The following is an 18,371-nucleotide window of genomic DNA, read 5'->3' as shown; positions in this document are numbered from 1 at the left end:
CGAGAACAGACAACAACCACCCGAGGAGTAAAGCGCATGCGCAGACGTTCGATGATCGGTGCCGGCCTGGCGGCCGGCCTGTCCACCATGGCCGGTTCCGTCCCGGCCCAGGGGCTGGCCGGCAAGACCCTGAACCTGATCGTTCCCTATCCGGCCGGCGGCGGCTCCGACATCAACGCGCGGCTGGCCGCGCCCGAGCTGTCGCGGCTGCTGGGCCAGCCGGCCGTGGTCGACAACGTGCCCGGTGCCAGCGGATCGCTGGGCGTGATGAAGGCCGCCAACGGCGCGGCCGACGGCTCGGTGCTGCTGATGGGCTCGCCGATGGAGCTGATGCTCACACCGCTCACGCTTGCGAGCGCGCGCTACAAGGCCGAGGACTTCCGCCCCATCGGCATGATGGCCGTGACCTCGATGGTGCTGCTGGCGCGCAAGGACCTGGGCCCGGGCAGCGTCGACGAGCTGATCGCGCAGCTGCGCAAACCCGACGCGAAGGAGCTGAGCTACGGCAGCATCGGCCCGGGCTCGCTCTACCACCTGCTGGGCGAGCGCTTCACGCAGCAGACCGGCACCAAGATGCTGCACGTGCCCTACAAGGGCTTCGCGCCGATCATCAACGACCTGCTGGGTGGCCAGATCGACCTGGTGTTCGCGCCGCTGGCGGGCAACGTGCCCGACCTGCTGGATGCCGGCAAGGTCAAGGCGCTGGGCATCGCGGCCGCCACGCCGCACGAGCGCTTCGGCGCCATTCCGCTGATCCGCGCCAGCAAGGGGCTCGACGACTTCGTCTACAGCCTCTGGGCCGGCGCGCAGGTGTCGCAGCGCGTGCCCGAGGAGGCGCAGCAGCGGCTGCACGTGGCCTTCAACGAGATGATGCGCAAGCCCGAGCTGCGCCGCGCCATCGAGCTCGGCGGCAGCAAGGTGGCGCCCGAGCAGACGCTGGCCGAGCTGCGCCGCGGCTACCAGGCCGACGTGGAGCGCTACCGCGCGATCGCGAAGTCGGTCAACCTGCGCCCCGAATGAGGGCAGCGGCCGCGGCCCGCGATTTGCCAGTTTTCGATAACGGCGAGCCGGCGCGCGGAGGGAGGATGCGGCCCTGTCCATCCTCCATCGCCAAGGAGCATTCCATGCCCGCCGCTTTCCCTTTCGCAGCCTCCGGCGCGCTGACGCGCCGCCAACTCGTCATCGGCGGCGGCGCGGCCGCGCTGGCCGGCGTGCCGGCGCTGTCGCACGCGCAGTCGAAGACGATCAAGATCGGCTACCTCACGACCTTGTCGGGCGTGCGCGCCAATTTCGGCGAGGCCGACCCCTGGAGCCTGGAGCGCGTGCGCGCCGCGCTGAAGGACGGCCTGACCATCGCCGGCACCAATTACAAGGTCGAGATCGTGGTGCGCGACACCCAGTCCGACGCCAACCGCGGCGCCACGATGGCCAGCGAGCTGCTGTTGCGCGAGAAGGTCGATCTGCTGCTGGTGCAGGACAGCGATGCCGCGCTGGCGGCCGGCCAGCTCTGCGACGTCAACGGCGTGCCGATGGTCTCGACCATGGGCCCGTGGCAGGCCATCACCTTCGGCCGGGGCTCCACGCCGCAGAAGGGCTTTCCGTTCTCGTTCCATTTCTTCTGGGGCGCCGACGACGTGCTGAAGAACTTCTTCGGCATGTGGGAGCCGCTGAAGGTGGAGCGCTCGCTGGGCACGCTCTACATCGACAACGGCCCGGGCCATGCCTTCGCCGATCCGGCCAACGGCATCCCGGGCGGCGCGAAGCAGCGCCGCTACAGGGAGACCAACGGCGGCTTCTTCAAGATCGCGACCGACGACTTCAGCAACCAGGTCTCGAGCTTCAAGGCGGCGCGCGCGAACATCGTCTCGGGCTTCGCCTATGCCAACCACTTCGCGACCTTCTGGAAGCAGGCGCAGCAGTCGGGCTACCGGCCCGAGGTGGTGACCATGGCGGCGGCCTTCCTGTTCCCGAGCGCGGTCGAGTCGCTGGGCGCGGCCGGCAACGGCATGTCGACCGAGGTCTGGTGGACGCCCAACTTCCCGTTCAAGTCCTCGCTGACCGGCCAGAGCGCCAAGGCGCTCGCGGCCGACTGGGAGAGCTCCACCGGCAAGCAGTGGACCCAGCCCATCGGCTACGGCCATGCGCTGTTCGAGGTCGGCATCGCGGCGCTGAAGAACGCGACCAACCCCAAGGACAAGAAGGCGGTGCGCGATGCGCTGGCCAACCTGCAGCTCGACTCGGTGGTCGGGCGCATCGACTTCAAGGGCAGCCCGATCAAGAGCGTGGCCGTCACCCCGATGGTGGCGGGCCAGTGGCGCAAGACCGCCGCGGGCGCGAAGTTCCCGTACGAGCTGGTCATCACGCACAACAGCACCGCCAAGCAGATTCCGGTGGAAGACGAACTCAAGCTGCTGTCGCAGCTCAAGGCCTGAGCCCGCGACGCATGACCGATTGCCTCGTCATCGACGGCCTGTGCAAGCGCTACGGCGAGATCGTGGTGGCCGACGGCGTGTCGCTCGCGCTCGCGCGCGGCCAGTGCCTCGGCGTGGTCGGCCCCAACGGGGCCGGCAAGAGCTCGCTGTTCAACCTGATCACCGGCGTGGCCGTGCCCGATGCCGGCAGCATCCGGCTCGAGGGCCGCGAGCTGGTCGGCCTGCGCGCCGATGCGCGCGCGCGGCTGGGCGTGGCGCGCGCCTTCCAGATCCCGCAGCCCTTCGCGCACCTGAGCGCCTACGAGAACGCGCTGGCCGCCGCCAGCTTCGCGGCGCGGCTGCCGCGCGCGCAGGCCGCGCAGCTGGCCTGGGAGATGCTCGAGCGCACCGGCCTGGCCGACCGCGCCGAGGTGCCCGCGGGCCGGCTGCCGCTGCTCGACCGCAAGCGGCTCGAACTGGCCAAGGGCCTCGCGGCCCGGCCGCACCTGCTGCTGCTCGACGAGATCGCGGGCGGCCTGACCGAGGGCGAGGTGCAGGTGCTGGTCGCGCTGGTGCTCGAGCTCAAGCGCGACGTGGCGATGATCTGGATCGAACACATCGCGCAGGCGCTGATGGCGGTGGCCGACCGCATCATGGTGCTGAACTTCGGCCGCAAGCTGCTCGAGGACGCGCCGGCCGCCGCGATGGCCAGCCGCGAGGTGCGCGAGATCTACATGGGCGTCGGAGAAGAAGCAGAGGAGGGCACTCATGTCGTTGCTTGAAGTGCGCGACCTCTGCAGCCACTACGGCGACCTGCAGGCGCTGTTCGATCTCTCGCTCGACGTGGGCGAGGGCGAGGCCACGGCGCTGATCGGCGCCAACGGGGCCGGCAAGTCCACGCTGATCCGCGCCATCGCGGGACTGGGCCGGCGCAGCCGCGGCACGGTGCGCTTCGACGGCCAGGCCATCGACGCCGAGCCGGCCGAGCGCATCGCGCGCCGCGGCATCGCGCTGGTGCCCGAGGGCCGCATGCTGTTCGCCTCGCTCACGGTCGAGGAGAACCTGCGCATGGGCGCGCTGTGCGGCCGGGCCGGCCACTGGAACCTGGCCACCGTGTATGCGCTGTTCCCGATCCTGCGCGAGTTCCGGCACCGGCCGGCCACGCGGCTGTCGGGCGGCCAGCAACAGATGGTGAGCATCGGCCGCGCGCTGATGGCCAACCCGCGGCTGATGCTGTGCGACGAGATCTCGCTGGGCCTGGCGCCGGTGGTGATCGCGCAGATCTACCGCGCCTTCGGCGACATCCAGGCGCAGGGCACGGCGCTGCTGGTCGTGGAGCAGGACGTGACGCGCGCCTGCCGCATCGCGCAGCGCGTGTACTGCCTGCTCAAGGGCCGCGTCACGCTGGCCGGCCGCGCGTCGGACTTCAGCGCGCAGCAGATCGCCAACGCCTACTTCGGGCACTGAGAGAAGCACCATGGCCTGGATCGAAACCCTCATCAACGGCGTGCTGCTCGGCGGCCTCTATGCGCTCTTCGGCCTCGGGCTGGCGCTGGTCTTCGGCGTGATGCGCATGGTCAACCTCGCGCACGGCGAGTTCGTCGTGCTCGCGGCCTATTTCGCGGTGTTCCTGGCCGCGCAGTTCCCGCAGGTGTCGCCGCTGCTGCTGCTGGTGCCGGTGGCGCTGGCCGCCTTCGGCACCGGCTACCTGCTGCAGCGGCTGCTGCTCAACCGCGCGGTGGCGACCGACGATCCGCTCACGCCGGTGCTGGTCACCTTCGGCATCGCGGTGGTGCTGCGCAACCTGATGGTCGAGCTGTTCGGCGCCGACCCGCGCGCGCTCGACGGCGGCGCGCTGGCCACGGCCGGCTTCGAGCTCGGCGGCCTGCGCATCGGCTGGTATCCGGTGCTGGTGCTGGGGCTCGCGGTGCTGGCCTTCGGCGCGCTGCAGTGGCTGCTGCGGCATTCGCGCTTCGGCCTGATCGTGCGCGCCACTTCCGACCACCGCGAGATCGTGCGCACCATGGGCGTGCGGCCGCGCCATGTGTACGGCGTGGTCATGGGGCTGTCGCTGGCCTTTGCCTCGGTGGCGGGGCTGCTGCTGGCGCTGCGCAGCTCGTTCACGCCGTTCTCGGGCGTGGAGCGGCTGCTCGGTGCCTTCGAGGTCGTCATCATCGGCGGCATGGGCTCGTTCTGGGGCGCGCTGGCCGGCGGCATCGCGCTGGGCGTGGCGCAGCTCGTGGGGCAGCGGCTCGATTCCAACGCGGGCGCGCTCTATGCGCACCTGCTGTTCTTCATCGTCCTGATGGTGCGCCCGAACGGCATCGCGGGCCACAAAGCCTGAGACCGCATGCGCGACCAACCTATCGTCCCCTGGCTCGGCTTCGTTGCCGCGGCCCTCGCCATCGTCTTCGCGCCCACGGTGGCCGATGCCGGCCTGCTGCGCCTGCTGAGCGAGGTGCTCGTCGTGCTGGCCATGGCCCAGATGTGGAACCTGCTGGCCGGCTACACCGGCCTGGTGTCGATGGGGCACCAGGCCTTCGTCGGCATCGGCGCCTACCTGGTGTTCGTGGTCTCCGACCGGCTCGGCCTCTCGCCCTACTGGATGGTGCCGCTGGCCGGCGTCGGCGCTGCGCTGCTGGCGGCCGCGGTGGCGCCGCTGATGTTCAGGCTGCGCGACGCCTACTTCTCGATCGGCATGTGGGTGCTGGCCGAGATCGTGCGGCTGCTGGTCGCCAAGTTCCCGCTGTTCGGCGGCGAATCGGGCGTGCCGCTGCAGGCGGTGCGGCTGGTCGATGCCGAGACCTTCCAGCGCAACGCGTTCTGGATCTCGGGCGCGATCGGCCTCGCGGCCGTGGCCGGCGTCTACCTGCTGATGCGCTCGCCGTTCGGCCTGGGGCTGATGGCGGTGCGCGACAACGAACTGGCCGCCACCAGCATCGGCGTGAACGTCTGGCGCAATCGCTTCATCGCCTTCGTGCTCTCGGGCCTGGGCTTCGGGCTGGCCGGCGGCGCGCATTTCATGGGCACGATGTTCGTGTCGCCCGACTCGGCCTTCGACATCAACTGGGTCGTGACCGCGATGTTCATCGTGATCATCGGCGGCATCGGCACCATCGAGGGCCCGCTGATCGGCACCTTGATCTACTTCGAGCTGCGCGAGCTGTTCAACACCTGGTTCGCGATGTCGGGCGGCTGGTACCTGATCGCCATGGGCAGCATCGCGGTGGCCGTGATGCTGCTGGCGCCGCGCGGTCTCTGGGGCCTGGCGCGCGAGCGCTGGGGCTGGCGCGGCCTGAGCGTGCAGCGCCATCCGCCCCAAAGGGCGGCATCGATTTCCTCTTCTTCCTTTTCCCACACCACCGAGGACGCAACGCATGAAGAACACCGCCTTCTTTCACGATGAACGCACCTTCTGGCACGTGCCGGGCGGGCTGCACGCCCTGTTCCTGCCGGTCGGCGGCTGGGTCCAGCCCATGGCCGGCAGCGGCATGGCCGAGTCGCCCGATTCCAAGCGCCGCATCAAGTCGCTGATGGACGTGTCGGGCCTGAGCGCGCAGCTCGACCTGCTGAGCGCGCCGATGGCCACCGAGGAGGATCTGCGGCGCGTGCATCCCGCGAGCTACCTCGAGCAGTTCAAGGCCGCCAGCGATGCCGGCGGCGGCGACCTCGGCGAGGTCGCGCCCTTCGGTCCCGGCAGCTACGAGATCGCCAAGCTCTCGACCGGCCTGGCCATCGCCGCCATGGACAGCGTGCTGCAGGGCCGCCACCGCAACGCCTTCGCGCTCACGCGGCCGCCGGGCCACCACTGCCTGCGCGAGCACAGCATGGGTTTCTGCCTGTTCAACAACATCGCGGTGGCGATCGAGACCATGAAGGCGCGCCATGGCGTCAAGCGCGTGGCCGTGATCGACTGGGACGTGCACCACGGCAACGGCACGCAGGCGATCTTCTACGATCGCCCCGACGTGCTGACCGTCTCGCTGCACCAGGAGAACTGCTTCCCGCCCGGCTACAGCGGCGCCGAGGACCGCGGCGAGGGCGAGGGCCTGGGCTTCAACGTCAACGTGCCGCTGCAGCCCGGCGGCGGCCACGTGAGCTACATGTATGCCTTCGAGCGCATCGTGGCGCCGGTGGTCGAGCGCTTCCGCCCCGAGCTGATCGTGGTGGCCAGCGGCCTCGATGCCAATGCGGTCGATCCGCTCGCGCGCATGCAGCTGCATCCCGAGTCGTTCCGCCAGATGATGAAGCAGGTCAACGCGCTCGCGGCGCGGCACAGCGAAGGCCGCGTGGTGGTGGTGCACGAGGGCGGCTATGCCGAGGCCTGCGTGCCCTTCTGCGGTCTGGCGGTGGTCGAGGAACTCTCGGGCCATCGCACCGAGGTGCAGGATCCGTTCACCGATTTCTTCGGGCTGCAGCAGCCCTCGGCGCGCTTCGATGCGTTCCAGCGCGGGCTGATCGACGAGATGGCGGCGCTGCACGGGCTCTGAGCGCCGCGCCGGGCCCGGGCTCAGGCGGCCTGCGCGTGCCCGAGCGCCTGGAATGGATGCCATTGCGAGCCGGCACGCTGGCGACTCGCCGGCGCGGGCTTCGGCGGCACCGCGCCCGGCGTCTGCATGCGGGCCTCCAGCAGATCGAGCAGCGCGCGCAGGGCCGCGCTGTTGTGGCGGCGCTGCGTGTAGGCCGCGAACAGCCAGAGGTCGCTGGGCATGAAGTCCTTGAGCACGGGCACGAGCCGGCCGTCGTCGATGTGCGGCTGCGCGAGCAGCGTGGGCACGCAGACGGCGCCGACGCCCGCGAGCGCCGCGGCGATCAGGGCGGCGGCATCGTTGGCGTCCATGCGCGCGTTCACCGGCACGCTGTGGGGCTTGCCGTCGATCTCGAAGGGCAGGTGCGCGGGGCCGCCGCCGGCCGAGTAGGCGAGCACCTCGTGGCGGCGCATGTCGTCGGGCACCCGCGGCACGCCGCGCCGGGTCCAGTAGCCGGGCGTGGCGCACAGCACCAGCGCCATCGGGCGCAGCTTGCGCACGATCAGGTTCTCGTCGCCGATGCGGCCCACGCGCAGGGCGACGTCCACGCCTTCCTCGACCAGGTCGATCACGCGGTTGCTCAGGTGCAGGTCGATGTGGACGTCGGGATGCAGGGTGATGAACTCGCCGAGCAGGCCGGGGAAGGCGGTCTGCACCAGGCCGTGCGGCGCCGCCACGCGCAGGCGCCCGCTCGGGCGCGCGCCGTGGGCCTGCAGTTCGTTCTGCGTGTCCTCGACCATCTCCATCAGCGGCATGCTGCGCTCGCGCAGCAGCCGGCCCGCGTCGGTCAGCGTGACCGAGCGCGTCGAGCGGTTGAACAGCCGCACGCTGAAGCTGGCCTCCAGCTGCGCGACATGCTTGCTGACGCTGGCCTTCGAGATGCCCAGCATGTCGGCGGCGCGCGAGAAGCTGCCGCGCTTGGCGACCTCGAGGAAGGTGCGCAGGTGCTCGAGGCCGTCCATCGAATCGCTGCTCCGTTCAGGACGCCTTGGCAGCGGCCGCCGCGCGCGAGACCGGACGCCGCTGCACCAGCACGTGCGTGGTCTCGGTGATGGGCTCGCCGCTCGCGCGGTCGACCAGCACGGGGTCGATCTGCCGGCCCGTCTCCTTCTCCTGCAGCACCACGCTCTTGCCCTCGGTGGCGAAGTGCCGGTTGCCCCAGGTCACGAGCGAGAGCAGCACCGGCCGGAAGTCGCGCCCCAGCGGCGTGAGGCAGTACTCGTAGCGCGGCGGGCGCTCGCTGTACTGGCGCTTCTCGAGCAGGCCGTCCTCGACCAGCGAGTTGAGCCGGCGCGTCAGCATGTTGGGCGCGATCTGCAGGCTGTTGACGAAGTCGTCGAAGCGGGTGATGCCGTAGAAGGCGTCGCGCAGGATCAGGATGCTCCACCGCTCGCCCACGCGCTCGAGGCTGCGCACGATGGGGCAGTACTTCATCCGCTGCTCGGGGCTGATGGGCGTGGGGGGCTTCGGGTTCATGGCGGCTCTTCTTTTGGAAAGGTCGGTGGCGCGGAGGTCGGCGGGACTCAGTGCGCGTCGGCGGACGGCGCCTTCGGCGGCCCGACCTTGCGCATGAGCGGCACCATCGCGGTGGCGATGATGAAGCAGACCATGATGCCAAAGAAAACGTCGGAGAAGGTCAGCGTCAGCGCCTCGCGGAAGGTCAGGCTCCACAGCTGGCGCAGCGCGGCCGAGGCGCCCACCAGCTGGTCGGTGGCGCCCTGCAGCCGGCTGCCCACGCCGTCGAGCAGCGCGGTGGTGGCCTCGTTGCTGCGCGTGAGGTGCTCGGCCAGCCGGTAGAAGTGCAGGTTGGTGCGGTCGTTGAGCAGCGTGGCGCAGGCCGCGATGCCGAGCGCGCCGCCGAGGTTGCGCATCAGGTTGAACAGCCCCGAGGCGAGCTTGAGCCGGTTCATCGCGAGGCCGCCGAGCGTCAGCGTGACCGCGGGCGGCACCGCGAACTGCTGGCCGATGCCGCGCAGCGCCTGCGGCAGCAGCAGCTCGGCCGGACCCCAGTCGTGCGTGATCGGCGTGAACTGCCACATCGACAGCGCGAAGCAGGCCAGCCCGAACATCATCAGCCAGCGCAGGTCGACGCGGTTGGCGAAGAAGGCATAGACGGGAATGGCCAGGATCTGGAACACGCCGGTCGAGAACACGGCCAGGCCGATCTGCAGCGCGCTGAAGCCGCGCACGCGGCCGAGGAACAGCGGCGTCAGGTAGATGGTGGCGAAGATGCCGATGCCGGTGATGAACGAGAACAGGCAGCCGAGGGCGAAGTTGCGGTCCTTCAGCGCGCGCAGGTCGACCACCGGGTGCGCGTAGGTCATCGAGCGCCAGACGAACAGCACGCCGGCCGTGCCCGAGACCCAGGCGGCGCCCGCGATGGCGGGGTCGCCGAACCAGTCGAGGCGCGGTCCCTCCTCGAGTGTGTACTCGAGGCAGCCGAGGAACAGCGCCATCAGCACGATGCCCAGGTAGTCCGCGTTGCGCAGCAGCGACCAGTCGTGGCGGTCGATCTTCACCAGCAGCGGCACGGCGATGGTGACGAAGATGCCGGGCACGAGGTTGACGAAGAACAGCCAGTGCCACGAGTAGCTGTCGGTGATCCAGCCGCCGACCGAGGGTCCGAGCGTGGGCGCCAGCGAGGCGATGGCGCCGATGATGGCGGCCGCGAAGACGCGCTGCTTGCCCTGGAAGAAGGCGAAGGCGGTGGTGAAGACCAGCGGGATCATCGAGCCGCCGAGGAAGCCCTGCAGCGCGCGGAAGGCGATCATGCTCTGGATGTTCCAGGCGATGCCGCACAGCAGGCTGGTGAGCGTGAAGCCCGCGGCCGAGACGGCGAACAGCCAGCGCGTGGACAGCACGCGCGACAGCCAGCCCGACATCGGGATCACGATGATTTCGGCGATCAGGTAGCTGGTCTGGACCCAGACCGTCTCGTCGGTGCCGGCCGACAGGCCGCCGCCGATCTCGCGCAGCGATGCCGAGACGATCTGGATGTCGATCAGCGCGATGAACATGCCCACGCACATCGCCGCGAAGGCGAGAGCCTTGGCGGAGGTGGTCATGCCGGCGGGGTCGACGATCCCCGAGGCGGGCTGGCTCATGGTTCGCCCGCCGCACCCGCGGCACCCGTGCGTGCGTTCGCGAGCTGCACGTCGCGCGCATCGACCTCGGCCGTGACCGACAGGCCGGGGCGCAGCAGGCCGAGCACGCCGTCGGCGTCGTCGAGCACGATGCGCACCGGCACGCGCTGCACGATCTTGGTGAAGTTGCCGGTCGCGTTCTCGGGCGGCAGCACGCTGAACTGCGCGCCGGTGGCCGGCGAGAGGCTCGCCACGTGGCCGTGGAAGCGGCGCCCGGGCACGGCGTCGGCCTCGACGATGGCGGGCATGCCGGGCCGGAAGCGCGCCAGCTGGCTTTCCTTGAAGTTGGCGTCGATCCACAGGCCGCGCGCCGGCACGATCGACATCATGTGCGCGCCCGCCGCCGCGAAGGCGCCGTTGCGCGCATTGCGGTTGCCGACCGTGCCGTCGATGGGCGCGCGCAGCTCGGTGTAGCCGAGGTTGAGCCGCGCGATGTCGCGCTCGGCCGTGGCCTGCGCGAGCGCGGCCTGCGCCTGCTGGCGGCGGGTGGCGATCACGTCGAGCTCGCGCTCGGCGGCCAGCCTGCTCGCCTGCGCCTTCTGGCCGTTGGCCACGGCCTGCTTGTAGTCGGCGTCGGCCTTCTGCGCGCTCTGCACCGACACGGCCGCGGTGGCCGAGAGGTTCTGCAGCCGCTGGGCATCGTCGCGCGCGCGCAGCGTTTCGGCGGCGGCGGCGCTCACGCTCGCCTCGGCCTGCGCGATCACGGCCTGCTGCAGGCTGCGCGTGGCGAGCAGGTTGGCCAGCACGGCCTCCTGGCTCGCGACCGTGGCCTCCGCCTTGTCGAGGGCGGCGCGGTAGTCGCGGTCGTCGAGCTTCACCAGCAGGTCGCCCGCATGCACCGCCTGGTTGTCGGTGGCCGCGGCGCTGACGATGTAGCCCGGCACCTTGGGGCTGACGACGGTGATGTCGCCGCCCACGTAGGCGTCGTCGGTGCGTTCGACGAAGCGCCCGCCGTGCCACCAGTGCCAGCCATAGACGGCCGCGGCCAGCACCACGGCGATGGCCGCGCAGCTCGCGACGAGGCTGCGCCCGTGCGGGCGCCGGTGCCGCGGAATTCCTGCCGGGGCCTTTTCAACGGAGGAGTCCGTCATGTGTTGTTTTCCTTGGTCGGATGGGAATCGGGTGGCTTGCATCCATGTGGATTGCAATATGCAAGTTACTATACAGTTGCGACTTGCATCGTGCAAGTAACTGCCCGATCGACCTTCGAATCCCGCCGCCCAAGGAACCTTCATGAACCTCCGCCAGACCCCGTTGCCGATACCGCCCCGCCGCCCGCGTTGGCCCGGCTTCCGCCGGTTGCGCGTCGGCATCGCCATCGCCTCGCTCGGTGTCGCCGCGTGCGCCGTCGGCCCGGACTACGCGAAGCCCGAATCCGCGCTGCCCGAGCGCTTCCAGCACGCTGCGGTGCCGTCGCCCGCACCCGAGGTGCAGCTGGAAGCCTGGTGGAGGGGCTTCGGCGATCCGGTGCTCGAGCGCATCGTCGAGCGCGCGCTCGCGCAGAACCTCGACCTCGCCGCATCGTTCGCGCGCGTCGCGCAGGCGCGTGCCGCGGCGCAGCGCGCGGTGGCCTCGGAGCGCCCGACCATCGCCGCCGACGCGCAGGCCGCGAGGGAGCGCCAGTCGCTCGAAAGCCCGCTCGGCGCGCTGGCCAGCGCGCACCCCGGCTACCAGCGCGATGCCTCGCTCTACGACAGCGGCATCGGCGCCAGCTGGGAACTCGACCTCGCCGGCGGCCTGCGCCGCGGCGCCGAGGCCTTTGCGGCCGAAGCGCAGGCGGCCGAGGCCGAGCACGCGGGCGTGCGCATCTCGATCGCCGCGGAGGCCGCCGACGCCTACTTCCGCGTGCGCGCCGCGCAGGCGCGCCTCGCGGTCGCGCAGTCGCAGCTCGATACCGACCGCGAACTGCTGAGCCTGGTGCGCATGCGCCTGAGCCAGGGCATGTCGACCGCGCGCGAGCGCGCCCAGGCCGAGGCGCGGGTGGCGCAGGTCGAGGGCACGCTGCCCGCGCTGCAGGCCGAGCGCGACACGCAGCTCAACCGCCTCGACGTGCTAATGGCCGCCACGCCCGGGACGCATGCGGCCGAACTCGCGACGCCTGCCGCGCGCGTGGTGCTGCCCGCGCTGGCGACGGCGCTCACGCCGGGCGAGCTGCTGCGCCGGCGCCCCGACGTGATCGCCGCGGAACGGCGCCTGGCCGCCTCGAACGCCCGCATCGGCGTGGCAACGGCCGAGTACTACCCGAGCGTCTCGCTGTCGGCGCTGCTGGGCTTCGAGAGCCTGCGCACCGCGACGCCGTCGTCGGCCAACTTCCAACCGCTGGCCGCGGTCGGCCTGCATTGGCGGCTGTTCGATTTCGGCCGTGTCGACGCGGAGGTGGCGAAGGCCGAGGGCGCGAAGGCCGAGGCGCTGGCGCGCTACCGGCAATCGCTGCTGCGCGCCACCGAGGACGTCGAGAACGCGCTGATCCGGCAAGGGCAGCTCGATGCCGAGCGCCTCGCGCTGCTGCAGGAGGTCGATGCCGATGTGCGCGCGCGCGGCGCCACGCAGCAGGCCTATGCAGGCGGCGCGGTGAGCCTGCTCGAATTGCTCGAGCAGGACCGGCAACTGCTCGCCGCGCGCGACCGGCTGGTGCGCGTGCAGTCCGACACCGGCCGTGCCGCGGTCGCCACCTTCCGCGCCCTGGGCGGCGGTTGGTAGCGCTTCTGTTCCGCGGACTTCAGAGCAGGTCGGCGCGCAGTTCGCGCACGCCGCGGCCCAGGCGTTCGCGCAGCAGTGCGCCGAGCGTGGAGCCATCGGCATAGCCGACCTCGGCCGCGATGGCCTCGAGGTCGAGATCGCTGCCGTGCACCAGCGAGCGCGCACGCTCTATCCGCAGGTCCTGGATGTAGGCCAGCGGTGACTTGCCGAGCACGGCCTGGCAGCGCCGCTGCAGCGTGCGCGGACTGGTCGCGAGCGCGCGCGCCGCCGTGTCGAGCGAGAAGCCCTGCTTGAGGTTGTCGCGCGCCCAGCGCTCGAAACGCAGGATCGCGGGGTCGGCCTGCGCGAGATGGTGGGGCACGATGTACGGCGCCTGCGAAGAGCGCAGGTCCGCGAGCAGGTAGCGCGAGACCATGGCCGCGAGGTCGGGGCTGGCCTGCTGGATCAGCCACAGCGCGAGATCGAGGTGGCCCATCGCCGCGCCGGCCGTCACCACCCGGCCCGAAGGCACCAGCATGCGCGATTCATCGAGCGAAACCTTGGGATAGCGCTGGCGGAACAGCGGGCCCAGCCACCAGGTCGTGGTCGCCTGGCCGCCGTCGAGCAGGCCGGCATCGGCGAGCAGGAAGGTCCCGATGCACGAGGCCGCGATCCGCGTGCCCTGCGCATGCCAGGTGCGCAATTGCGCCTTGGCCTGGCGCACGTCGGGCCGATCGAGCGCGGGCACCAGCGATTCGGGCGTCGAGGTGTTCAACGCCGGCACCACCACCCAGTCGGGCCGCAGGCCCGGCGGTGGCGGCTTCACGGGAAGCGCGAAGCCCTGGCCCGAGCGCACGCGCCGGCGCATGCCCACGATCGTCACCTCGAAGGACGGCGATCCGCCCATCTCGCGGGCCGCGAACTTGTTGGCGAGACCGAGGGCGTCGAGCATCACGGTGAGGCCGGTGTCGAACACGCCGTCGAGGGCGAGCAGGAAGATGTGCATGGCGGAAATGACGGAAAAGACGTCGCTTGCGACTATAGGCATTCGGCACCGGAACGAGCCTGGAAACCCTTTCGGCAGGTTGGCGGAAATGACCGTGAAGTTGTCGTTCGCGCCTGTTCGGTTTTCTCGCGCCGCCCCCTAACCTCGGTCTTCCTCAACAACGCAACGCAATTGCATCAGGAGTCCCCCATGAAAGTCCTCGCCATCGGAACCATCGTCAAGCCGCTCTCGCCCGAGCAACGCCAGCAGGTCATGTCGAAGGAGGTGCCCGACACCCTGCAGCTCTATCTCGACGGCAGGATCGAGCAGCACTGGTTCCGCAGCGACAAGCCCGGCGTTGTGTTCCTCATGAGCGCCGAGTCCGTCGAGCAGGCCAAGGCCGCGGTCGATGCGCTGCCGCTGGTGACGGGCGGCTTCGCGCAGTACGAGTTCATGCCGGTCGGCCCGCTCGCGCCGCTGGGCCTGCTGCTGCAGGGCCGCTGAGTCGCCCGGATCCTTCTAACCGCCGATCTCGACCACGATCTTTCCCTTCGCGCGTCCCGCTTCGACTTCCTCATGGGCCTGCATGGCCGCATCGAGGTCGAAGCGGCGCCCGTCCATCAGCGGCAGCAGCCGGCCGGCCTCGACCAGCTTCGCGGCTTCGCGCAGGATGTGGCCGTGGTTGGCGCGCCCCTTGCCGCTGAGCATCGGAAGCAGGGTGAACACACCCGAGTAGGTGGCCGCGCGGAAGGACAGCGGCGCCAGCTTGTGGGTGCCCCAGCCGAGGCAACTGACGACATGGCCGCCGTACTGGCGCGCCGCGCCGAAGGAGGCGTCGAGCGTGGCGCCGCCCACGGTGTCGTAGACCACGTCGAAGCCTTCGCCGCTGGTGTGGGCCGCCACGTACTGCTCGACCGTCGTGCTCGTGTAGTCGATCGGCGTGGCATCGAAGCCGCGGATGGTCTCGGCCTGGGCGGGCAGGCCGGTGGCATACACCTGCGTGCCGAGCGCGACGGCGATCTGCACCGCCACATGGCCGACGCCGCCGGCGCCGCCATGCACCAGCACCTTCTGTCCCGCCTGGGTGCGCGCGCGGTCGACCAGGCCTTCCCATGCCGTGATCACGACCAGTGGCAGGGCCGCGGCCTCGCGCATCGAGAGGTTGGCGGGCTTGGGCGCGAGCAGGTCGGCATCGACCGCGGCGAACTCGGCCAGCGAGCCATGCAGCCCGCCGACGCCGCCGGTGAGGCCGTACACCTGGTCGCCGGCGCGGAAGGCCGTGACGCCGGGGCCGACCTGCTCGACAACGCCGGCGAGGTCCATGCCGAGGATCGCGGGCAGCGGATGGCGCGCATGGGCCGCGGCGCCGGCACGGATCTTGGAGTCGAGCGGATTGACGCCGCTCGCATGAATGCGCACCAGCACCTCGCCTTCGCGCGGCACGGGCCGGGGCACCCGGACGGCCTCGAAGCGGCCACCGGCTTCGCGCACCACCAGTGCGCGCATCGAATCGTCTTTCGACATGGAGAACTCCTTGTGTTGCTTGAAGAGGCGTCCATTGTTCGATGTTCAAAACTGAACGTAAACTCACAGAACTGCATCACATCCATTCACTTTTGATGGGTTGAAGACCATGGACTGGAGCGACGTGAAGATCTTCCTGGCGGTGGCCAGGGCCGGTTCGCTGGGCGGCGCCGCGCGCCTCACCGGCCAGTCGCAGCCGACCATGGGCCGCCGACTGCGCGTGCTCGAGCGCGAGGTCGGGCAGGCGCTGTTCCAGCGCGGCAAGGACGGCTTCGTGCTGACCGACGAAGGGGCCTCGGTGCTCGCGCATTCGGAGCGGATGGAAGAGGAGGCGCTGGCCTTCGAGCGCCGGCTGGCGGGCCAGGCGCAGCAGCTCGAGGGCCTGCTGCGCGTGTCGTCGTCGGACTGGTTCGGCGTGCACATCCTCACGCCCGTGTTCGCGGAGTTCGTGCGGCAGCACCCGCTGGTCAACATCGAGCTGATCACCGATGCACGCCTCTTCAGCCTGGCGCGCCGCGAGGCGGACCTGGTGTTCCGCATCCAGCCCTTCGACGAAGCGGACGTGGTGCAGCGCAAGGCCGTGCATGTCGCCTATCGCGTCTACCGCGCGAAGGGCACGGCGCATCCCGTGCGAAGCGATGGGCAGGGCGTGCCGCTGATCACGCTCGACAGCGCGTTCCAGGACTTCCCCGACGCGGCCTGGCTGCGCAAGAAGCTGCCGAAGGCGCGCGTGGCCTTCGGCAGCAACAGCCGCGAGGCGCAGGCCCGGATGTGCGCCGCGGGCGTGGGCCTGGCCGTGCTGCCGGCGCCGCTGGGCGACGCCTGCGCGGCGCTCGAGGTCGTCGATCTCGGCGGACTGCCGCCGGGGCGCGACGTCTGGGTCGGGTTCCACCGCGACCTGCGCCGGCTCGGGCGGCTGCGGGCCCTGGTCGACGCGACGGTGGAACGTCTGTCCGCGAGCTAGAAAACCATCCCGCCCGCGACGTCGATGGTGCAGCCCGTGACCCAGCCCGCATCCTCGGAGACGGCGAAGGACACCGCCCCGGCGATGTCACGGGGCTGGCCGGCGCGGCCCAGCGGCGTCTTCGGCACGAAGTGGGCCGAATAGGCCTCGGCACCGGCCGCGTTGCCCTCGGTGAGGACGAAGCCCGGCGCGATGCCCACCACGCGGATGTGGCGCGGACCGAGCTCCATGCCGAGGCTGCGGGTCAGCACGTCGACGGCACCCTTGGTCGCGCAATAGACGTGCGCCTGCGGCGAGGGGCTGGTGGCCACGCCCGAGCTGATGTTGACCACCGTGCCGCCGCTGGGCAGCACGCGCGTCGCGGCCTGCGTCATCAGCAGCAGGCCGCGCACGTTCAGGTCGAAGTGCTCGGCGATGCTCTCGGGCGTGATGGTGTCGAGCGAATCGAGCTTGTAGGTGCCGGCGTTGTTCACGAGGATGTCGAGCCTGCCGAAGCGCGCCAGCGTGGCATCGACCAGCGACTGGATCTGCGCCGGCTCGGAGATGTCGGCCTGCACCGCCACGGCCTGGCCGCCCGCGGCGATGATCCGGTCGACCACGGCGGCCGCTTCCTTCTCGCTGCGTGCGTAGTTGACGACGACGCTGGCGCCGTCGCGTGCGAGGCGCTCGGCGATGCCCGCGCCGATGCCCTTCGAGGAGCCGGTGACGATGGCGACCTTGCCTGCGAGATGGGTCATGGTGAATCCTTTGAATGGTGAAGCGTTGGACCCGACGATAGGCCGCCGATTGCTGAATTGAAATATGGATCGGGTCGATGCGGTTTGAAGTCGAGCTTCATAATGAAGCGATGGCTCCCGACCTCATCCCCTTCATCGCGGTTTTCGCCCGCGTCGCGCATCACGGCAGCTTCACGCGTGCCGCGGCCGAACTCGGCGTATCGCCCTCGGCGCTGTCGCAGACGCTGCGTTCGCTCGAGAAGCGGCTCGGCGTGCGGCTGCTCGACCGCTCCACGCGGCGCGTCAGCGTCACGGAGATCGGACAGAGCTTCCTGCAGGATGCGGCGCCCGCGCTGGCGGCTCTGTCGGCTGCCGTGGAGCGCGTCAACGAGGTGCGCGAGAAGCCGGCCGGCCTGCTGCGCATCAACCTCTCGCGCGTCGCGTTCGAACTGCTGCTGCTGCCGCATCTGGCCGCGTTCGCGCAGGCCTATCCGGACATCAGGCTCGAGCTGCATTGCGACAACGCGCTCGTCGATCTCATCGGCAGCGGCTTCGACGCGGGCATCCGGCTCGGCGAGAACCTCGCGCAGGAGGTCGTCGCCGTGCCGCTCGGCGGCCCGCATCGCATCGCGACCATCGCGGCGCCGAACTACCTGAAGGGACGCGCGGCGCCGCGCACGCCCGAGGAGCTGAGCCAGCACCGCTGCATCAACATCCGGCTGAGCAACGGCGTCTACCGCTGGGAGTATTCGAACAAGGGCCGCGACTTCGAGGTGGAGGTCGATGCCGCCATCCTCACCAACGACGGCGACGTGCTGCTGAGCGCCGCGCGCGCCGGCGCCGGCATCGCCTGCGTGTTCGAGGCCCAGGTGCACGACGACCTCGCGAGCGGCCGGCTCGTGCCCTTGCTCAAGCCCTGGTGGCCCAGCTTCCCGGGCTTCCACCTCTACCACGCCAGCCGCATGCACGTGCCGCGCAAGCTGCGCGCCTTCATCGACTTCATGCAGCAGCGCACGGCTCCGAGGCGGCGCTGAGGCGCCCGGGCCGGCGTGCGCCGATCAGCGCGGCGCCGATCCCTCCCAGGACCGCCAGGCAGGCAGCAATCAGCTTCGGTCCGAGCTCGTTCGTTGTCATCGTGGATTTTCAATCGTGGGTGGCGCGGCGCTCCATGCCCGCTGGAGTTCTTCCGCGGCGAACGGCAGCCGGCGGATGCGCTTGCCGGTGGCCGCGAACACGGCGTTGAGGACCGAGGGCGCGGTCAGCACGGTGCCGACCTCGCCGGCGCGGCGCGTCAGGCCGGGGGTGGATGCGGTGTCGGCCATGGGCAGGCGGTCGTGCTTCATGTCAGGCCGACTTGGCCGGGATCAGCGTGGCGGCGCGCTGCACCGCGGCTGTTCGCCCCCGCGTCGAGCGCACGCGA

Annotated in this window: 19 protein-coding genes; 11 read left to right on the top strand and 8 right to left on the bottom strand. The window is 70.6% G+C overall.

All coding sequences use genetic code 11. The features are described 5' to 3' along the window. Positions 1 to 36 precede the first annotated feature (36 nt). The 7 genes from INQ48_32350 (at position 37) to INQ48_32320 (ending at position 6,901) form a co-directional block, all read left to right on the top strand. On the top strand, positions 37 to 1,020 hold the full coding sequence (locus INQ48_32350; GenBank protein ID QRF62245.1) for a tripartite tricarboxylate transporter substrate binding protein: 984 nt from the start codon (positions 37 to 39) through the stop codon (positions 1,018 to 1,020). Positions 1,021 to 1,124: 104 nt separating this feature from the next. Beyond that, on the top strand, positions 1,125 to 2,432 hold the full coding sequence (locus tag INQ48_32345) for an ABC transporter substrate-binding protein (protein ID QRF62244.1): 1,308 nt from the start codon (positions 1,125 to 1,127) through the stop codon (positions 2,430 to 2,432). 11 nt (positions 2,433 to 2,443) lie between these two features. Beyond that, positions 2,444 to 3,193: an ATP-binding cassette domain-containing protein gene (locus INQ48_32340; protein QRF62243.1), complete on the top strand. Its 750-nt coding sequence runs from the start codon at positions 2,444 to 2,446 to the stop codon at positions 3,191 to 3,193. Next, complete coding sequence (locus tag INQ48_32335; protein ID QRF62242.1) at positions 3,180 to 3,878, top strand: ABC transporter ATP-binding protein; 699 nt, start codon at positions 3,180 to 3,182, stop codon at positions 3,876 to 3,878. Before INQ48_32340 ends, INQ48_32335 begins: the two co-directional genes overlap by 14 nt. Before the next feature lie 10 nt (positions 3,879 to 3,888). Continuing rightward, positions 3,889 to 4,755: a branched-chain amino acid ABC transporter permease gene (locus tag INQ48_32330; GenBank protein ID QRF62241.1), complete on the top strand. Its 867-nt coding sequence runs from the start codon at positions 3,889 to 3,891 to the stop codon at positions 4,753 to 4,755. Positions 4,756 to 4,761: 6 nt separating this feature from the next. Beyond that, positions 4,762 to 5,817 carry a branched-chain amino acid ABC transporter permease gene (locus INQ48_32325; protein QRF62240.1) on the top strand — a complete coding sequence of 352 codons (1,056 nt, stop codon included), beginning with the start codon at positions 4,762 to 4,764 and terminating at the stop codon, positions 5,815 to 5,817. Next, positions 5,789 to 6,901: a class II histone deacetylase gene (locus tag INQ48_32320; GenBank protein QRF62239.1), complete on the top strand. Its 1,113-nt coding sequence runs from the start codon at positions 5,789 to 5,791 to the stop codon at positions 6,899 to 6,901. Before INQ48_32325 ends, INQ48_32320 begins: the two co-directional genes overlap by 29 nt. 20 nt (positions 6,902 to 6,921) lie before the next feature. On the opposite strand, the gene INQ48_32315 is transcribed toward INQ48_32320, so the two are convergent. From INQ48_32315 to INQ48_32300, 4 genes are all read right to left on the bottom strand, one after another. Further along, positions 6,922 to 7,902, bottom strand: a complete 981-nt coding sequence (locus tag INQ48_32315; protein ID QRF62238.1) for a LysR family transcriptional regulator — start codon at positions 7,900 to 7,902, stop codon at positions 6,922 to 6,924. Positions 7,903 to 7,918: 16 nt separating this feature from the next. Then, the gene (locus INQ48_32310) at positions 7,919 to 8,374 is read right to left on the bottom strand and encodes a helix-turn-helix transcriptional regulator (GenBank protein ID QRF63044.1); all 456 of its coding nucleotides are present in this window, start codon (positions 8,372 to 8,374) and stop codon (positions 7,919 to 7,921) included. A gap of 89 nt (positions 8,375 to 8,463) precedes the next feature. Continuing rightward, positions 8,464 to 10,044 carry a DHA2 family efflux MFS transporter permease subunit gene (locus INQ48_32305; GenBank protein ID QRF62237.1) on the bottom strand — a complete coding sequence of 527 codons (1,581 nt, stop codon included), beginning with the start codon at positions 10,042 to 10,044 and terminating at the stop codon, positions 8,464 to 8,466. Further along, positions 10,041 to 11,174 (bottom strand): HlyD family secretion protein, encoded by a 1,134-nt coding sequence (locus INQ48_32300; protein QRF62236.1) that lies wholly within the window; start codon positions 11,172 to 11,174, stop codon positions 10,041 to 10,043. Before INQ48_32300 ends, INQ48_32305 begins: the two co-directional genes overlap by 4 nt. 142 nt (positions 11,175 to 11,316) lie before the next feature. Between INQ48_32300 and INQ48_32295 the strand changes: the two genes are divergently transcribed. Continuing rightward, positions 11,317 to 12,783: an efflux transporter outer membrane subunit gene (locus INQ48_32295; protein QRF62235.1), complete on the top strand. Its 1,467-nt coding sequence runs from the start codon at positions 11,317 to 11,319 to the stop codon at positions 12,781 to 12,783. 19 nt (positions 12,784 to 12,802) lie between these two features. Here INQ48_32295 and INQ48_32290 read toward each other — a convergent pair whose 3' ends face one another. Further along, positions 12,803 to 13,768: a helix-turn-helix domain-containing protein gene (locus INQ48_32290; GenBank protein QRF62234.1), complete on the bottom strand. Its 966-nt coding sequence runs from the start codon at positions 13,766 to 13,768 to the stop codon at positions 12,803 to 12,805. Between the two features lie 189 nt (positions 13,769 to 13,957). Here INQ48_32290 and INQ48_32285 point away from each other — a divergent pair, with 189 nt between their 5' ends. Next, complete coding sequence (locus INQ48_32285; protein QRF62233.1) at positions 13,958 to 14,251, top strand: hypothetical protein; 294 nt, start codon at positions 13,958 to 13,960, stop codon at positions 14,249 to 14,251. Between the two features lie 15 nt (positions 14,252 to 14,266). Here the strand turns inward: INQ48_32285 and INQ48_32280 are convergent, their stop codons facing one another. Beyond that, the gene (locus INQ48_32280; protein QRF62232.1) at positions 14,267 to 15,271 is read right to left on the bottom strand and encodes a zinc-dependent alcohol dehydrogenase family protein; all 1,005 of its coding nucleotides are present in this window, start codon (positions 15,269 to 15,271) and stop codon (positions 14,267 to 14,269) included. A gap of 109 nt (positions 15,272 to 15,380) precedes the next feature. On the opposite strand from INQ48_32280, the gene INQ48_32275 reads away from it, so the two are divergent. After that, positions 15,381 to 16,235 (top strand): LysR family transcriptional regulator, encoded by an 855-nt coding sequence (locus tag INQ48_32275; protein QRF62231.1) that lies wholly within the window; start codon positions 15,381 to 15,383, stop codon positions 16,233 to 16,235. Here INQ48_32275 and INQ48_32270 read toward each other — a convergent pair. Continuing rightward, complete coding sequence (locus INQ48_32270; protein ID QRF62230.1) at positions 16,232 to 16,972, bottom strand: glucose 1-dehydrogenase; 741 nt, start codon at positions 16,970 to 16,972, stop codon at positions 16,232 to 16,234. The two genes, INQ48_32275 and INQ48_32270, sit on opposite strands and share 4 nt — an antisense overlap. A gap of 110 nt (positions 16,973 to 17,082) precedes the next feature. Between INQ48_32270 and INQ48_32265 the strand changes: the two genes are divergently transcribed. After that, a complete protein-coding gene (locus tag INQ48_32265; protein ID QRF62229.1) occupies positions 17,083 to 17,985 on the top strand; it encodes a LysR family transcriptional regulator in 903 nt (300 codons plus the stop codon). A gap of 96 nt (positions 17,986 to 18,081) precedes the next feature. On the opposite strand, the gene INQ48_32260 is transcribed toward INQ48_32265, so the two are convergent. Continuing rightward, complete coding sequence (locus tag INQ48_32260) at positions 18,082 to 18,294, bottom strand: hypothetical protein (protein ID QRF62228.1); 213 nt, start codon at positions 18,292 to 18,294, stop codon at positions 18,082 to 18,084. Positions 18,295 to 18,371 lie beyond the last annotated feature (77 nt).

The sequence above is a fragment of the Variovorax paradoxus genome (genome assembly GCA_016806145.1).
In the GTDB taxonomy this organism is placed as follows: Bacteria; Pseudomonadota; Gammaproteobacteria; order Burkholderiales; family Burkholderiaceae_C; genus Variovorax.
This window is presented reverse-complemented; position numbering and strand designations above follow the sequence as displayed.

Coding starts and splice junctions, on each gene's coding strand:
- INQ48_32350 (QRF62245.1), top strand. CDS start 37: ATGCGCAGACGTTCGATGATCGGTGCCGGCCTGGCGGCCGGCCTGTCC.
- INQ48_32345 (QRF62244.1), top strand. CDS start 1,125: ATGCCCGCCGCTTTCCCTTTCGCAGCCTCCGGCGCGCTGACGCGCCGC.
- INQ48_32340 (QRF62243.1), top strand. CDS start 2,444: ATGACCGATTGCCTCGTCATCGACGGCCTGTGCAAGCGCTACGGCGAG.
- INQ48_32335 (QRF62242.1), top strand. CDS start 3,180: ATGTCGTTGCTTGAAGTGCGCGACCTCTGCAGCCACTACGGCGACCTG.
- INQ48_32330 (QRF62241.1), top strand. CDS start 3,889: ATGGCCTGGATCGAAACCCTCATCAACGGCGTGCTGCTCGGCGGCCTC.
- INQ48_32325 (QRF62240.1), top strand. CDS start 4,762: ATGCGCGACCAACCTATCGTCCCCTGGCTCGGCTTCGTTGCCGCGGCC.
- INQ48_32320 (QRF62239.1), top strand. CDS start 5,789: ATGAAGAACACCGCCTTCTTTCACGATGAACGCACCTTCTGGCACGTG.
- INQ48_32315 (QRF62238.1), bottom strand. CDS start 7,902: ATGGACGGCCTCGAGCACCTGCGCACCTTCCTCGAGGTCGCCAAGCGC.
- INQ48_32310 (QRF63044.1), bottom strand. CDS start 8,374: ATGAAGTACTGCCCCATCGTGCGCAGCCTCGAGCGCGTGGGCGAGCGG.
- INQ48_32305 (QRF62237.1), bottom strand. CDS start 10,044: ATGAGCCAGCCCGCCTCGGGGATCGTCGACCCCGCCGGCATGACCACC.
- INQ48_32300 (QRF62236.1), bottom strand. CDS start 11,174: ATGACGGACTCCTCCGTTGAAAAGGCCCCGGCAGGAATTCCGCGGCAC.
- INQ48_32295 (QRF62235.1), top strand. CDS start 11,317: ATGAACCTCCGCCAGACCCCGTTGCCGATACCGCCCCGCCGCCCGCGT.
- INQ48_32290 (QRF62234.1), bottom strand. CDS start 13,768: ATGCACATCTTCCTGCTCGCCCTCGACGGCGTGTTCGACACCGGCCTC.
- INQ48_32285 (QRF62233.1), top strand. CDS start 13,958: ATGAAAGTCCTCGCCATCGGAACCATCGTCAAGCCGCTCTCGCCCGAG.
- INQ48_32280 (QRF62232.1), bottom strand. CDS start 15,271: ATGTCGAAAGACGATTCGATGCGCGCACTGGTGGTGCGCGAAGCCGGT.
- INQ48_32275 (QRF62231.1), top strand. CDS start 15,381: ATGGACTGGAGCGACGTGAAGATCTTCCTGGCGGTGGCCAGGGCCGGT.
- INQ48_32270 (QRF62230.1), bottom strand. CDS start 16,972: ATGACCCATCTCGCAGGCAAGGTCGCCATCGTCACCGGCTCCTCGAAG.
- INQ48_32265 (QRF62229.1), top strand. CDS start 17,083: ATGGCTCCCGACCTCATCCCCTTCATCGCGGTTTTCGCCCGCGTCGCG.
- INQ48_32260 (QRF62228.1), bottom strand. CDS start 18,294: ATGAAGCACGACCGCCTGCCCATGGCCGACACCGCATCCACCCCCGGC.